Source organism: Marinobacter koreensis, from assembly GCF_023156285.1.
Taxonomy (GTDB): Bacteria; Pseudomonadota; Gammaproteobacteria; order Pseudomonadales; family Oleiphilaceae; genus Marinobacter; species Marinobacter koreensis.
Window position 1 is genome coordinate 221942 of sequence record NZ_JAKZAJ010000001.1, and the last position, 14174, is coordinate 236115.

Annotated in this window: 13 protein-coding genes; 5 read left to right on the top strand and 8 right to left on the bottom strand. The window is 59.4% G+C overall.

The window, feature by feature from the left end:
* The first annotated feature begins 88 nt into the window (after positions 1 to 88).
* The 3 genes from MLD04_RS01020 to MLD04_RS01030 all read left to right on the top strand — a co-directional run bounded on the left by MLD04_RS01020 (position 89) and on the right by MLD04_RS01030 (position 2846).
* Complete coding sequence (locus MLD04_RS01020; RefSeq protein WP_248153870.1) at positions 89 to 817, top strand: DsbA family protein; 729 nt, start codon at positions 89 to 91, stop codon at positions 815 to 817.
* 257 nt (positions 818 to 1074) lie between these two features.
* Positions 1075 to 2094, top strand: a complete 1020-nt coding sequence (gene trhO / locus MLD04_RS01025) for an oxygen-dependent tRNA uridine(34) hydroxylase TrhO (RefSeq protein WP_248153873.1) — start codon at positions 1075 to 1077, stop codon at positions 2092 to 2094.
* 20 nt (positions 2095 to 2114) lie between these two features.
* Positions 2115 to 2846, top strand: coding sequence for a DUF481 domain-containing protein (locus MLD04_RS01030; protein ID WP_248153875.1), 732 nt, complete (start codon positions 2115 to 2117; stop codon positions 2844 to 2846).
* A 7-nt stretch (positions 2847 to 2853) separates the two neighbouring features.
* On the opposite strand, the gene MLD04_RS17695 is transcribed toward MLD04_RS01030, so the two are convergent.
* The 5 genes from MLD04_RS17695 to MLD04_RS01055 form a co-directional block, all read right to left on the bottom strand.
* Positions 2854 to 3801: a YbgA family protein gene (locus tag MLD04_RS17695; protein ID WP_248153876.1), complete on the bottom strand. Its 948-nt coding sequence runs from the start codon at positions 3799 to 3801 to the stop codon at positions 2854 to 2856.
* Between the two features lie 85 nt (positions 3802 to 3886).
* Positions 3887 to 6121, bottom strand: a complete 2235-nt coding sequence (locus MLD04_RS01040; RefSeq protein ID WP_248153878.1) for a glycosyltransferase — start codon at positions 6119 to 6121, stop codon at positions 3887 to 3889.
* Positions 6118 to 7170, bottom strand: coding sequence for a lysylphosphatidylglycerol synthase transmembrane domain-containing protein (locus tag MLD04_RS01045; RefSeq protein WP_248153880.1), 1053 nt, complete (start codon positions 7168 to 7170; stop codon positions 6118 to 6120). The genes MLD04_RS01040 and MLD04_RS01045 overlap by 4 nt, the downstream gene beginning before the upstream one ends.
* A 65-nt stretch (positions 7171 to 7235) precedes the next feature.
* Positions 7236 to 8243 carry a DUF6160 family protein gene (locus tag MLD04_RS01050; protein ID WP_248153882.1) on the bottom strand — a complete coding sequence of 336 codons (1008 nt, stop codon included), beginning with the start codon at positions 8241 to 8243 and terminating at the stop codon, positions 7236 to 7238.
* A 153-nt stretch (positions 8244 to 8396) separates the two neighbouring features.
* Positions 8397 to 9086 (bottom strand): GntR family transcriptional regulator, encoded by a 690-nt coding sequence (locus MLD04_RS01055; RefSeq protein ID WP_248153884.1) that lies wholly within the window; start codon positions 9084 to 9086, stop codon positions 8397 to 8399.
* Positions 9087 to 9275: 189 nt separating this feature from the next.
* On the opposite strand from MLD04_RS01055, the gene MLD04_RS01060 reads away from it, so the two are divergent.
* Together MLD04_RS01060 and gloA are read left to right on the top strand one after the other, a co-directional pair.
* The gene (locus MLD04_RS01060) at positions 9276 to 10415 is read left to right on the top strand and encodes an alkane 1-monooxygenase (RefSeq protein ID WP_248153886.1); all 1140 of its coding nucleotides are present in this window, start codon (positions 9276 to 9278) and stop codon (positions 10413 to 10415) included.
* A 77-nt stretch (positions 10416 to 10492) separates the two neighbouring features.
* On the top strand, positions 10493 to 11041 hold the full coding sequence (gene gloA, locus MLD04_RS01065) for a lactoylglutathione lyase (protein WP_008939274.1): 549 nt from the start codon (positions 10493 to 10495) through the stop codon (positions 11039 to 11041).
* 6 nt (positions 11042 to 11047) lie between these two features.
* Here gloA and MLD04_RS01070 read toward each other — a convergent pair whose 3' ends face one another.
* The 3 genes from MLD04_RS01070 to MLD04_RS01080 are packed head-to-tail and all read right to left on the bottom strand — an operon-like array spanning position 11048 to position 14051.
* Positions 11048 to 11977: a DMT family transporter gene (locus tag MLD04_RS01070; protein ID WP_248153888.1), complete on the bottom strand. Its 930-nt coding sequence runs from the start codon at positions 11975 to 11977 to the stop codon at positions 11048 to 11050.
* Positions 11974 to 12627 carry a LutC/YkgG family protein gene (locus tag MLD04_RS01075; RefSeq protein WP_248153889.1) on the bottom strand — a complete coding sequence of 218 codons (654 nt, stop codon included), beginning with the start codon at positions 12625 to 12627 and terminating at the stop codon, positions 11974 to 11976. Before MLD04_RS01075 ends, MLD04_RS01070 begins: the two co-directional genes overlap by 4 nt.
* Positions 12624 to 14051: a LutB/LldF family L-lactate oxidation iron-sulfur protein gene (locus MLD04_RS01080; protein WP_248153891.1), complete on the bottom strand. Its 1428-nt coding sequence runs from the start codon at positions 14049 to 14051 to the stop codon at positions 12624 to 12626. Before MLD04_RS01080 ends, MLD04_RS01075 begins: the two co-directional genes overlap by 4 nt.
* Between the last annotated feature and the right edge of the window lie 123 nt (positions 14052 to 14174).

Here is a 14174-nt window from a genome sequence, read left to right on the forward strand (position 1 = left end):
AACGGATCCTAGCGTGCCGTAACGGTTCTGAAAACGACAACCTGAATCACCATGGACCTCGAATAACAACGCAGAAGGAGATTTCAGCATGGGTGAAGCGAAACGCCGAAAGCAGACCGGTGCACCGTCAGCCAGCAAATCCGGTAACCGACCGTTCTTTATCGCTGTTGGTATTCTGGCTGCGATCGCGGTGCTTGCCGGGATTTACCTGTTGACGGCACCCCCGGCGCCCAGCTCGGACGAATTGCCGGTGGCAGATCCCGGCGCGGAACCCTTTCCCCAGCAGCTGGATCAGTTCGGAGTGTCCATCGGCCCCGAGGATGCCCCGGTCGTGGTCCGCGAATTCGCCGACTACCAGTGCCCGGCCTGCGGCCGCTTCTTCAGCGCCACCGAACGCCTGAAAAAAGAGTACGTGGAAAGCGGCCAGGTTCGCTTCGTCTATTTCGACCTGCCCCTGCAACAACACAAGAACGCCATGCCCGCCGCCCTGGCAGCCCGATGCGCGGGCGACCAGAACGCCTACTGGCCCATGCACAACAAACTGTTTGCCTCCCAGTCCGAGTGGAGTGACGCCGACGATGCCGTGGCGGTCTTCACCCGCTACGCCGGTGACCTGGGGCTGGAGGAGCGCCGGTTCCAGACCTGCATGACCACGGAACTCCACCGCGAAGAAGTGGAACAGAGTCGCCGCGTGGCCATCCAGTTACGGGTGACCAGCACTCCGACCGTGATGGTGGATAACATCCGCCTGACCCGTCCCGGATGGGCGCAGATGTCGGCTGTTGTGGATAGGGAACTCAATTCTCAGGCCGAGTAAAGAGTGAGCCCTTGGGTGGGGCAATCCAGACAGAATCGTGCGGAGCCATGGATGGCGGAGCCGAGCGTACAGGGATGTATTAACAGCGTATTCTGTCTGGATTGCCCCATCCAAGGGCGTGAACGTTGGAGAAGCTGCGGCCACCCCTGACTTGCGTCCAAGCCTCAGTTGGTTAAACTTTGCGCTCTCACGGCCACGTCCGTGTCAGATTCAAAACCCATGCTCCGGATTTACGATCCGGCCCGCAGGAGAAAACCATGAGCAACAACGTTGTTGTCTGCGCACTGTACAAGTTCGCAGTCCTGAACGATTACAAAGATCTGCGTCAGCCCCTTCTCGACCTGATGCTGGAAAAAGACGTCCACGGCACCCTGCTACTGGCCCGTGAAGGCATTAACGGCACCATCGCCGGTAGCCGCGAAGGCATTGATGCTGTCAAAGCCTGGATTGCCAGTGATGAGCGTTTCGACGGTATCGACTACAAAGAGTCGTTCGTGGACATCCAGCCCTTCAAACGCACCAAAGTGAAGCTCAAGAAAGAGATCGTCACCATGGGTGTGGAAGGCATTGACCCAAAACGGATCGTGGGCACCTATGTCGATCCCAAAGAATGGAACGACCTGATCTCCGACCCCGAGGTCCTGCTGATCGATACCCGCAATCAGTACGAGGTGGAGATTGGCACCTTCCAGAATGCGGTCAATCCTGCCACGGATACCTTCCGGGAATTCCCCGAGTACGTGAAGGAACAGCTCGATCCGGCGAAGCACAAGAAAGTCGCGATGTTCTGCACCGGGGGCATTCGCTGCGAAAAATCAACGGCCTACCTGAAAGAGCAGGGCTTCGATGAGGTGTATCACCTCAAGGGTGGCATCCTGAAGTACCTGGAAGACGTACCAGAAGAACAGAGTCTCTGGCATGGCGAATGCTTCGTGTTTGATGACCGGGTGACGGTCAACCACAAACTGGAGCGCGGCGCCTACGATCAATGCCACGCCTGCCGCCGTCCGATCACGGAAGACGATAAAAAGCGGCCCGAGTATGAACAAGGCGTAAGTTGTCACCAGTGCATCGATTCGCTGACAGTGGAGCAGCGCCAACGATTCAAAGAGCGCGAAAAACAGATGCGTCTGGCGGAAGAACGGGGCGAGGCGCATGTTGGTGGTGAGGCGGCCCGGATCATTGCCGAGCGCAAGGCGCGCAAAAAGGCAGAACGGGAGCGTCAGGCAAAAAAGAGTCTGGAGGGCGAGCAATCTCGTAGATCCGCGGAGGCCTGAACCAGACGACAGGAGGACAGATGGGTTTCAGGCAGGCCGTTGCCATTGGGATTACCGCTTTTGTGCCACTTGTGCACGCCCAGGAATCGCCGGACTGGAAAGGAGAGGCCGAACTCGGCGTTCTGGTCACTTCCGGTAATACCGACGAAACGATCCTGAACAGCCGGTTTGCGCTGGCCCATGAAACCCAGCGGTGGCGGAATAACGGCGAGCTCAGTTCCAAGTACTCCGAATCCGATAACGAAACCACCGCTGAGCAATACAAGGCATCGGCCAAAACCGATTACAAGTTCTCCGAGCGTCAGTACTGGTTCCTGCGGGGCGCCTACGAGGCAGACCGTTTCTCCGGCTATGACTTCGAATCGTCCCTGACGACCGGTTACGGTAACCGGGTCTGGCGGTCAGGTAAGCGTTCCTTCCTGGACCTCTCTGCGGGTCTCGGTTACCGGTACAACAAGCTGGATGACACCAATGCGGACGGACAGGACGCCGAAAAAGAGGCGATCGCCCGGTTGGCCGGTCAGTTTGACTATGCCCTTTCGGACAACGCGCTGTTTCGCCAGACCCTGAGTTCCGAGATCGGACTGGATGAAAACAACGTGATCACCGAGTCCGAAACCGCGCTGCAGGCCAATATCGTTGGCAATCTCTCCATGAAGGCGGCCTATCGTGTCAAGCATCTGTCCAGTCCGCCGCCCGACTCCGAGGCAACGGACACAGAGATGTCCCTGTCACTGCTTTACGGATTCTGAACCCTGTCTAGAGGGTGTTCCTCAGGCCCAGTTCATCCGGGTAGGGGGTGAGGTATTTCTGCACGTGCAGATAGTCCACCGGCTCTCGTCGCTGGGCCAACCTGAGCAGTGTCATCGGCACCACCAGGGGTACCTCGCCACGCCGGTAAGCCTCCATCTGCTCGATCAGCACTTTCTTGTCTTCGTCCGGCATGGAGTCCTTCAGGTAGCCCATCAGGTGCTGCATGGCGTTCATGTGGGATCCGCGGCTGACCCGCTGGCTCATGGCTTCCATGAACAGGTGGATGTAACGGTCGGCGATGTTCTCGAGCGGTTCGGATTTCAGGTCACTGAGCAGTGGACCAAGCTGGCGGTAGATTCTTTCCGAGTGGGCCAGTAGCTGAAACTTGTGACGGGTATGGAACTCGATCAACGCCTGGGGCGTGAGCGCGTCGCCCGCCACATTCTGTATCCAGTCGTCGTAGGCGAAGACCCGTTCGATGAAGTTCTCCCGCAGCATGTCGTCGTTCAGGCGACCCTCTTCCTCCACCGGCATCAGCGGATAGGCCCGGATCAGGGCGTCGGCAAACAGGCCCCGGCCATCCCGGCGGGTTACCCGGCCCTCCTCATTGTGAACCTTGATCCTCTCCATCCCGCAGCTGGGGGACTTGGCCATCAGGATGTAGCCGCGAAGGTGGGCCAGATCCGGCAGGATACGACCGATGAACGCGTTCATCTCGTCGGTATGGTCGGCGGATCCTTTGCTCTCGATCAAACGGAGGCCGTCCTGATACTCGCGGAGGTGGATGGCTGGCCGGGGGACCCCGAGACCAGCTTCCAGCTCAGGACAGATGGAGTGAAAGTCAAAATGCTTTGACAGTACCTGGGTACAGTAACGGGAATGCTTGTGCCCGCCGTCGTGGCGAACTTCCTTGCCCAACAGGCAAGTACTGATTCCTACAGGGATGCCGCTCACCTTGAGTCTCCGGTTGTGCTGTGGTTGCTAATATTACGCTCCAACAGTCTAGACCGATCTGCCCGTCAGGAAAAAGCCGCTCCGGTCAGCTCTGCTGCCGCTGATGGCGTTTCTTGTCCACCATGGCCAGTGCGCTGGCGTATATTTGGCGAATGTCCGTGGCGAACTGTTCCACCGAGTAATCGGCAGCAAATTCCAGGGCCCGGTCGGCCATTGCCTCACGCAGTTCGTCGTCTTCCAGCAGTCGTTTTACCTGTGTCAGCCACTGGTCCTGGCGTTCGGGCGTTTTGAAACCATTGATGCCCTGGCGGACCACATCGTCTATACCGCTGGAACGCACCGCCACCACCGGAAGGCCGGCGGCCATGGCCTCCAGGATCACCATGCCCTGGGTTTCCGATTTCGAGGCAAACAGGAAGGCATCGCCGAGCCGGTACCACAGGGGCATCTCATCCGGCGGCACCGAGCCTGCCAGCGTGATATGTCCGGTCAGACCCAGCTCCGAGATCCGGCTCTGGAGTCTCTCTTTTTGATGACCATCCCCGATCATGAGGAAACGGAATGGCTCTGTCGTTTGTTTTCTCAGGGTGTCGATGGCATCGATCATGAAGTCGATGTTCTTTTCATTGGAGAGCCGGGAGACGCTGATGAATACCTTCTCGGTGGTCAGTCCGAGTCGGGAGCGGAGTTCTTCGATCTGAGCCGTCTCTACCGACTGGAACCGCTCATATTCAATACCGGTAGGCTGCACGAAGGTCGGGGTTTTTACACCGATCATGCGCAGGTACTCCTCGGTGGAGTAGGTGGGTACGATCACGGCGTCGCACTTGTTGGCAAAGCGCTTGATCAGTTCATGGGAAATCAGGTTCCGGAACAGCATGCCGGGTAACGGTACAAAGTGCGCGTAGTGCTCCAGCCGCGTGTGGTAGGTGTAGATCACGGGTACATGCAGACGGCGCCCGATGAACAGGCCGAGGCTGCCCAGCCAGAAAGGATGATGGAGGTGAATGACATCCGGCTTGAAGGCCCGGACGGCCTTTCGGATCCGCGCAAGAAAAATGTTGGCCAGTCGGAATTCCCGGTTTTCGCCCATGGTCAGCAGGGACGGTACCCGCAGGACGCGCTCCTCGTTGGCCTGGTCCCGGTAGCTGGGCGCAACGACCATCACCGTATCGCCGAGTTTTTCCAGACCGCGTTTTAGGCGTTCAATGGAAATCGGCACTCCGCCAATGAACGGCAGATAGTTGTTGGTGAACATGGCAATCCTGAGCGGCTTCTCCAGCCAGGGCGTCGGGTCCAGATCGTAGTCCGGGTAGTAGTCCTTGCCGATAAAAATCAGCTGGTAGAGCTTGATGGTAATGGCCGCAAACACCGCCACGATCAGGATAAAGTTCAGGTAGCCCGTGTAGAACAGCGAGTAGATAAAGAACCAGAGACTCTCGAGGGTTTTCCACACCGGGTGTTGGCCCACTTTAAGGCGAACGAGCGAGTGGCTCACGGCGCCGTCCGGGCTGACCTTGACGCGGACATAGTGGTAGAAGCTGGTGTCGTTGTTCAACACCAGACCGCCGGCACCGCCGGTGGTGATGAACTCGGTGCCGTTGCGCTCCTGCTCCGAGTAGGTAGAGACGTTGGTCGAAAACACCGCATCGATATCGTGGCTGTCGATCACTTTCAGCAGCGCATCCCGGAAGGCCTTCGGCTGCAGGTAGTCGTCTTTCTGGTCGAACAGTGGGTTCTGCTCTGGCTGAAGCGGTGGATTGGCAATAAACAGGATGCGGGCATTGCTGGTGTCCTGGTTCAGCAGATCACTTAGCCAGCGGATCTGCCATCGCCACGGCGTTTTCCCGGTGCTGTCGAGGAAAATCAGCCGGACATTGCCAGTCCGTACACTGTAGAAATGCGGACCAAAGTGATCGTAGAACCGGAAGCTGCCGAAGTCCTCGTATTCGTGAGGGCCGAAAGTGAGCAGGTAGGGAATTTTCAGGTGCCCGAGGGAACCATACAGCGCCCGGTATTTGTCTTCTCCGCCTCCGCTGACCGCGTTGCCCGCCGACACCATGAAATCCAGGTTCGAAGCGTTCAGCTCAGGAATGATGCGGTCCTCGAAAATGCCGATGGAGTTGTTGATGTTGCCCACCACCGCAAAGCTGACCGGCTCCCCCGGCTTGACCCGGTCGTAGATCTTCTCCACCTCCGCGCTGTGCAGCCCGCTGAAGTCCTTCATGAACAGGTTCAGGTAGGTCTTATAGCCGACCAGCAGGATGACGATCAGCAGGCACAGATAAAACAGCAGCTTGAGTGGATTGCGAAGGATCACGTCCGTTTGTCCTTTGTCAGTTCCCGTTGCAACACAATCAGGCCGATGATCATACCGAGGTAAATGGTCAGTAGTCGCCAGGCCACAGTGACCAGGACCAGATGGTTACCCGACAGGATACCGCGGAAGAAACTGCCGAACACGCCCTCGGAAATACCCGAGGCCCCCGGTGTGGGCGAGAAATACATGATGAAGGTGGTGACCACCAGCAATCCTACGGTGAGCAGGTAGTCCACCTGGTAACCCAGTGCATGGATCAGAAGCGCGGGAAAGCTGAAGAGGCTCAGCAGGAACACGGCGGTAAACAGGATCGACAGCAGTACGTACCGGGGGCGCCCTTTGAGGTAGTCGTTGAAGCTGAACGAGAATCGCAGCATTTCCCTTCGGCACCGGAACTGCCAGCGGTCATGACGTCGCTCGCTGATCAGGTGCAGCCGTCGCATCAGTGAAAACAGCTTGCTAAGGGGGGTGATCAGCCAGCGGGTACGAAACAGCAGGATAATGAAAAAGCCGAGGTACAGTGACACGAAAACCGCCAGAGCGGTGCCCACCTGACCGGAGATGGACTGGCCCTGGAGTGGTTGCAGGGTGAACAGGAAGACCGGTGTCAGGGAAAAGATGAACATCACCGCCAGTACCGTGCGAATCGTTGTGGCAGCGGTTGCCCGGCCCATCGGGACTCCGTGCCGGGTCAGGTACCAGATCTGCGCGAAACCGCCGCCCGTGGCCATCGGGGTTACGTTGGAGAAGAACAGGTTGATGAACACCAGCTTGAACATCACCCGGAAGGGCAGGCGGTAGTCGAGGGCCCGGAGCGTGTAATACAGCCGGAGACCGTCGGAAGCGAAGTAAACCAGCAGCAGGCCGCCTACGGCCAGCAGTGTTTCGGGCGCGATCAGCCGGGCATCGAAGGTGAAGCTGCGATCGGCGAACTGGTGGTAGACCGTTAACAGACCCGCGGCGGTCAGCACCACGAACACCAGGCCGAAAACGCCGAGTTTCCGCCAGGAAGTTCCCTTCTGGTAGTCGATATCCGTGCTGTCAGTCATGGCCTGCCCGTCAGATCAAGACGGGCAGTTTACAGGGGAGGAGGCGGTGCTTGTCCAGTGGCGCCTTAGTGGCCATATACCATCATGTTGGTGTCGGTGATGGCGAAGTCCGTGAAATAAACACCACCGATGCTGTTACTCCCGACCCGAAAGACAGGCATGTCGACGTCTGCCCTGAACTCCACGTCGTGGACGGAAAGGCCGTCTGTACCTGAGATGCCCCCGGTTCCATTTGAGAGGCTTGCTTTGACAGACGCCATTCCCAAGTGGCCGGCGGTGTCGTTGCCGCGACGGTTGTGGATCTCCAGACCGTCGATACTGACTGCGGCTAGATTGAAAATCAGTATCAGATCCGCTTTGTCCCAATTCAGATGGCCATTGGTAATCTCGAAATGGCTTTCGAGCTGCAATTCGGAGCCGGAGACCACGTCGCCGTTGGAGAGTGTTCGTGTACTGTTATCGTTCCGGATAACCAGGTCGGTGGGGCCGAGGTAACCTTGCAAAAGGATGTCGGAGAACATCGTTGAACTTCCCTGGGAACCCGTGTTTTTGATGCTGTCGATCGCCAGTTCGAAATCCACCGCATGAAGGAAGTCAGTCAGGTTGGTGGGATCGCCATAGTCGATGGCGCCCAGATGCATGACCAGATCCCCGTCGTTGAACTGTTTGCCGTAGGAGCCGTTTACCGCATAGCCCGCAAGAACATTGACGGCTTCGGGGTCGCTAATGTTTTGTCCGGCGAGTTCAGAAAATCCGTAATTCAGCACCTCACCATCACCAGCGACATCCAGCGTCAGCTTCATGTTGTCCAGCATGGTGTTGTTCTGCCCTGAAAGGCGAATGCCATTGACATCCACAGAGCCCTCATCCTGCCAGCGGAGTTGGCCTACCTCGACCTTCGCAGCCATTTCGATGGTAACGCCAGCCTGGCCGGTGACGTCCGACAGGCGGCTGTCGTCCAGTGGCCGGAACTCGGCCAGGGCGCTTCCCGAGGCTGCCAGCAGAAACGGCGCGATCGAGAGTGTGGCGCACACCGGACGCCGCAAAAGGGCGGTGATGGTGGGTTGAGTCATGGTGATGGCCCCAAAATCCATTTATCGGTTTCTTGTTCTCCGGGCCGTCATCGGGCACCCGGGCCGCAGGGACATCTCAACCTGAACTGCGGGTTCTGGTTTGTTACAGGTTGTTACGATAAATCGGGGCTGGATCGGGTTCTGTGCGACAGGTCACAAACTGCCTTCTTCCACGACAGGTGTCTCGGGATCGAGCGCCTGACGGATCAGGGATTTCTGATGTTCGGCGAAGCGGCGAATGAGCGCCTGGGCCCGCTCCGAATCCCGGCTCAGGACTGCCTTGGGCAGATCAGTAAAAAAGGCGCGGGTTTGTTGCAGTCCCTGCCGGTAGCGATCCGCACTCAGGTAGTAGGCCCGGCTGACCGCGGGTTTGAAGTTGGACAGCGCTTCGGTGAGATAGGGGTTGTCGACAACCTGGCAGCAGGCTTCCATCACCTCGAAGCTCGCTTCTACGACCGCCGTGATGTTGGCGGTGGGCTTGCGCATCTGATCGGTGGCCCGGGCAACAGCGTCCAGCAGCAGAGGCTTGTCTTTCTCCTGCCAGCGTTCGCAGAGCCTGAGCGCCAGCATCATCAGCAGGTGCATGTACACATCATAGAGTTCCGAGGCGTGATTCGCGTCCAGTCGGCTCGCCGAAGCGCCCTTGCGGGGGGTGATGTCTACCAGATGCCAGCGTTCCAGGGTATAGAGCGCCTCTTTCACCGACGCCCGGCTGACATTGAGTTCGCCGGCCAGGGTGGCTTCCTGGATCCGTTCTCCGGGGCGTATCTGCCCGGTCATGATGCGTTCCGCCAGGTAGTTGGCGATCTGTTCGGCCAGGGTATTGGGCGCCTGAAAATCCATAAACGGCCTCTGGACAGCGTTCAAGAACCGGCTGCTCGCTGTCTGGAGCAGCCCGGGGGATGCGTGTGTGGGCATGAGTTTATCACAGCCTCGGGTTTGCTATTCGGTTTCGGGGTTGACGACTGATATATTGTAGGACAATAATGCATAAACAAAAAGCTGAAAAGCGCCCAATACGGAGAGAACACAATGAATACCCGACAGATCGCCGCCAACCGGGATGCGGTTCGCCGCCGCGTCCTGCTGACGCTGAAAAAATACAGTTACCTGATCGCGATGGTGCCCCTGGTGCTTCCGCCCCTGCTGCTGGCGGCCGGCCAGGCGACCGATCTGGTCAACCTGTTCTCCTGGGGTGTCCCGGTTGTCGTGTTCGGCATCATCCCGGTCCTTGATCTGCTGTTGGGTAAAGACTCTCTGAATCCGGATGAGGAAGTGGATGTGCCCCGCATGAACGGGGAGGCCTTCTACCGGTTCATCACCCTCGGTTGGGTTGTGGCCTTTGCTGCGCTGCAGGTTTGGAGCATGCTGGAACTGGCGTCCGGAACATTCAGTGTCGTCGGTGGCATTGGCTGGATCGTGTCGGTCGGCATCGTCGGCGGTCTGGGCATCAATGTGGCTCACGAGCTGATCCACAAGGACGGCAAGCTGGAGACCCGGGCGGGTGGTTTCCTGCTCTCGCTGGTGTGTTACGCCGGCTTCAAGGTGGAACACCTGCGCGGCCATCATGTCCACGTGTCCACACCGGAGGATGCTTCGTCTTCACGCTATAACCAGTCCCTGTACGAGTTCCTGCCCCAGGCTTATGTCCGCAACTTCCTCAACGCCTGGAAACTGGAAGCCCAGCGGCTTCAGCGCAAGGGATATTCTGCGTTGAGCTGGCGCAATGAATTGATCTGGTGGTACGGAATCAGTGCTGCTGTCTTTGCCGGTTTCACGCTGACGTTTGGCTGGCTTGGCGCGGTCTTTTTCCTGGGGCAGAGCTTCATCGCCTTTACCCTGCTGGAAATCGTGAACTACCTGGAGCATTACGGCCTGCATCGTCGCAAGCTGGAGAATGGCCGGTATGAGCGAACCACGCCGGAGCATAGCTGGAACAGCAACTACTTCCTGACCAATGTGTTCCTGTTTCAACTCCAGCGCCACAGCGACCACCATGCCTACGCCAAACGCCGGTATCCGGTTCTGCGTCACCACGATGTGGCCCCCCAGTTACCGGCCGGTTACTCCACCATGATCGTACTGGCCCTGTTTCCGGCACTCTGGAAGAAAGTGATGAATCCCCGGGTGGAGGCTTATTACGCCGGCGAGGAACATCAACTGGCTTCCTGAATCGAGGCCCCTTGAAATCCTTTTGAAAGGCACACAGGTATATCCTTTAAATCCGCAAGCAAAAAAGGGATACCGACATGCCCAAGCATTTCGAGGAAGCCCCGGGGCTCTATCACGACCCGGTGCCGGAAACCGAAGGTTACGTGTTCAACCAGACGATGATGCGCATCAAGGACCCGGAGCGTTCCCTGGACTTCTACACCCGGGTCCTCGGCATGCACCTGATCCGGAAGCTGGACTTCCCGGAAATGAAGTTCACGCTGTATTTCCTGGGGTACCTGGATGATCGTCAGTTACAGTCCGTGCCCGGCGACGATGCCCACCGGACCACGTATACCTTTGGCCGCGAGGCTATGCTGGAGCTGACCCACAACTGGGGCACCGAAAACGACGAGGACTTTGCCTACCATAACGGCAACGACGAGCCCCAGGGCTTCGGCCACATCGGGATTGCGGTACCGGACGTGTACTCGGCGTCGGATCGTTTTGAAAAACTCGGTGTCGAGTTCGTGAAAAAACCGGACGACGGCAAGATGAAAGGCCTGTCCTTCATCAAGGATCCCGACGGCTACTGGATTGAGATCCTGCAGCCGGACATGCTGGAAAAGAACCGCAAGAAAGACTGAGCCGGTTCAGCTACCGCCGTCGGTCGCTTGGCCGGCGCGCGGTTTTCCTCCGAATCTGGACGCGACAATCACCGCCACCGTCAGGATCAGGGCACCGGCAATCCCGGTCGGCCCCAGAACCTCCCCCAGGAAGACCCAGGCCATCAGTGCCACGAACAGCGGCTCCAGCGTGACAATGATGCTCGACAGCGTCGCCGGCGTGGATTGCATGCCCTTGAAGAAACTCACATAGCCGATGCACGTCGGCACGATGCCGATGTAACCGATCATCAGCCACTGCCGGATGCCCAGGGTCTCCAGTCCCTCGAAACCGCCACTCAGCCACACCACGGGCAGCAGGATCATTGCCGCCGTCAGAAAGCAGATGAACGCGGTGGTGAATACCGGGGTGCCGGTGGAGCTGTACCGGCTGGTCAGCGTGAACCCCGTGTACACCGCGGCGGCCAGCAATGCCATGAGGATGCCGGCCAGCCGGAGAGTGCCGCTGGTGTCCATGTCGCTGAGGACCAGCATGGCGGTGCCACCGATGGCCGCCACCAGCGACAGCAGGGTCAACAGCCCCGGCTTTTCCCCGAGCAGCGGGGCGGCCAGCAGGGCAACGAGCACCGGGGGCAGGCACAGGGCGATCAGTGTGGCGATGCCGGCGCCGGTCAGATCCACGGCCAGCAGGTAACTGCCCTGGTAGAACGCCTGGAACAGGCCCAGGGCGGCCAGTGGCAGCAGGGCTTTGAGGGTCAGAGGGGAACTGCGGGCCCGCCGGAGCTGCCTCTGTTCGCGACGCATCAGCAGCCAGAAAAACGGCATGGCCACCGCCAGGCGCAGGAAGCCCAGGGTGATGGGGTGCAGTTCGGTGCCGGTGAACAGAAATTTGGCAACAATGCCCGTGGTTGCCCACAGCAGCGATGCCAGGGCAATTAAGAGAGCGCCTTGGATCATTCAATAACCAGTACAATCAACTCTTTGGGGCCGTGGACACCGTAGGCCAGGGTCTGCTCGATGTCCGCCGTCTTTGAGGGGCCCGAGATTAACAGCGCATTGGTGGGCATGCCAGCGGACCAGTCCTGTGCCTGCATGGCCTCGTGGAATGTCGTGTAGAGCTCCGAAGCCTTGAGCACGGCGATGTGCACCGGCGGCACCAGGCTCATCAACCGGGGTTCGTCGGGCGTGGGCCACAGGATCAGGGAGCCGGTCTCGGCAATGCCGCCGCGGGTGGAGGTGATGGCGGCATCCACGTCATTGAACAGGTCGGTTTGCCAGTTTTCGATGGGTGTCTCGTAGGCGAGCAGTTCCGGCAGATCCGTCCGTGCGGAGTCGCGGATGGCCTTTCCGATGGCATGTTCCCGGGGGACCAGCAGATTGCGCGCCCCCCGGGTGGCCAGGACTTCGGCCAGCCGTTCCTGCCAGGTGTCGTCGGTGCAGTGATGGACCTCGCCGTGAACTGACTCGATGGCCTTCTCGAACCGCTCGATACGCTCGGCGGTACTCCAGTCCGGCCGCTTCAGCACGGAGAAATCGCACTCCGGTGTGGCAAGATCGCCGCCGGACCGGTTGCGCAGGCGTTGCAGAATGATCTCCCGGGAACTCACTGGCCACGCTCCTTCATCCGCTGGTGCAGGGTTTTTCCGGCCAGCCTGGGCGCGGTCCGGTATCGGGTCCAGGCGCCTACCTTGCTGGGCTGAAGCGCCCTGAATCGTGCGGCGGTGCCAGTGCCCAGGCGGTAGATGCCCGGGTGCGCGTGCATCCAGGCCCAGCCCTTCCAGACCAGCGCTTCGCCAGTGGTGCGTTTGGCCCCATGGCCCCGTACCTTGGCCGGATGCAGTCGGTCGCCGTCCACCGATTCCTGGCGCAGTCTAACCAGCAGGTCCGGGATGGGAATCTTGACCGGGCAAACCTCGCCGCAGGCACCGCACAGGCTCGATGCCGATGGCAGGTGCCGGCCTTCGTCCAGGCCGATCAGATGGGGCATGAGGATTTTGCCGATGGGGCCGGGATAGGTGGTGCCGTAGGTGTGTCCGCCCACCCGCGTGTAGACCGGGCAGTGATTCATGCAGGCACCACAACGGATGCAGCGTAGGGTGTCCAGCAGCTCGTCGTCCTGGTAGATGGTGGAGCGGCCGTTGTCCACCAGCACCAGATGCACCTCTTCCGGGCCGTCCATTTCCTCGGACTTGCGGGGACCGGAAATCATGTTGAAGTAGGTGGTGATGTGCTGCCCGGTGGCGGACCGGGTGAGCAGCGCCAGCAAGGCCGAGACGTCTTCCAGGCTGGGCACTACTTTCTCGATGCCGGTGACGGCAATGTGGCAGGGCGGGACTGTGGTGGTCATGCGCCCGTTACCCTCGTTTTCCACCAGGCAGAGTGTGCCGGTTTCGGCCACCGCGAAATTGACGCCGGAAACGCCGACGTCCGCGTTCATGAACTTTTCACGCAACTGCTGACGGGCGGCTGCCGTCAGGTATTCCACATCGTTGGACAGGTCCGTGCCGGTCTTCTCATGCATCAGCTCGGAGATTTCGCCGGTGTTCTTGTGGATCGCCGGCATGATGATGTGGGATGGCGTCTCGTCGGCCAGCTGGACGATGTACTCGCCCAGGTCCGATTCCAGGGCCTCGATGCCCTGCTCGCCGAGGTAATGGTTCAGCTCCATCTCCTCGGAGACCATGGACTTGCCCTTGATCACGGTGCGGGCATCGCGGGCGACGCAGATGTCCCGGACGATCCGGCAGGCCTCGTCGCCGTCGACCGCCCAGTGCACACGAATCCCGTTTTCCGTGAGTTTGGCTTCGAGCTGTTCCAGCAGGTCCGGTAGGTTGGAGAGGGCTTTCAGGCGGATATTGGCCCCCAGGTCCCGGAGAGTCTCAAGGTCCCAGCCTTCAAATGCGGCCGTGCGCTTGGCCATGAGCCCATCCATCGCCCGCCGGAAGTTCTGCCGGATCTTGGGGTTGTGGATGGCCGCCTGGGCCCGGGGGTGGAATTCCTTGACGTCGACGTGATGTGCCTGCGAGTTCATAGCCCAACTACCAAAGCAGAGTGATCCCTAAAACATAGGGAGAGAAGCGTGCGATGTCCACACGACTTTCAGGGGGAGCGTAAGCGAGGGAGGGGGAAGGATGGCGGCCGTAGCCGCCATCCT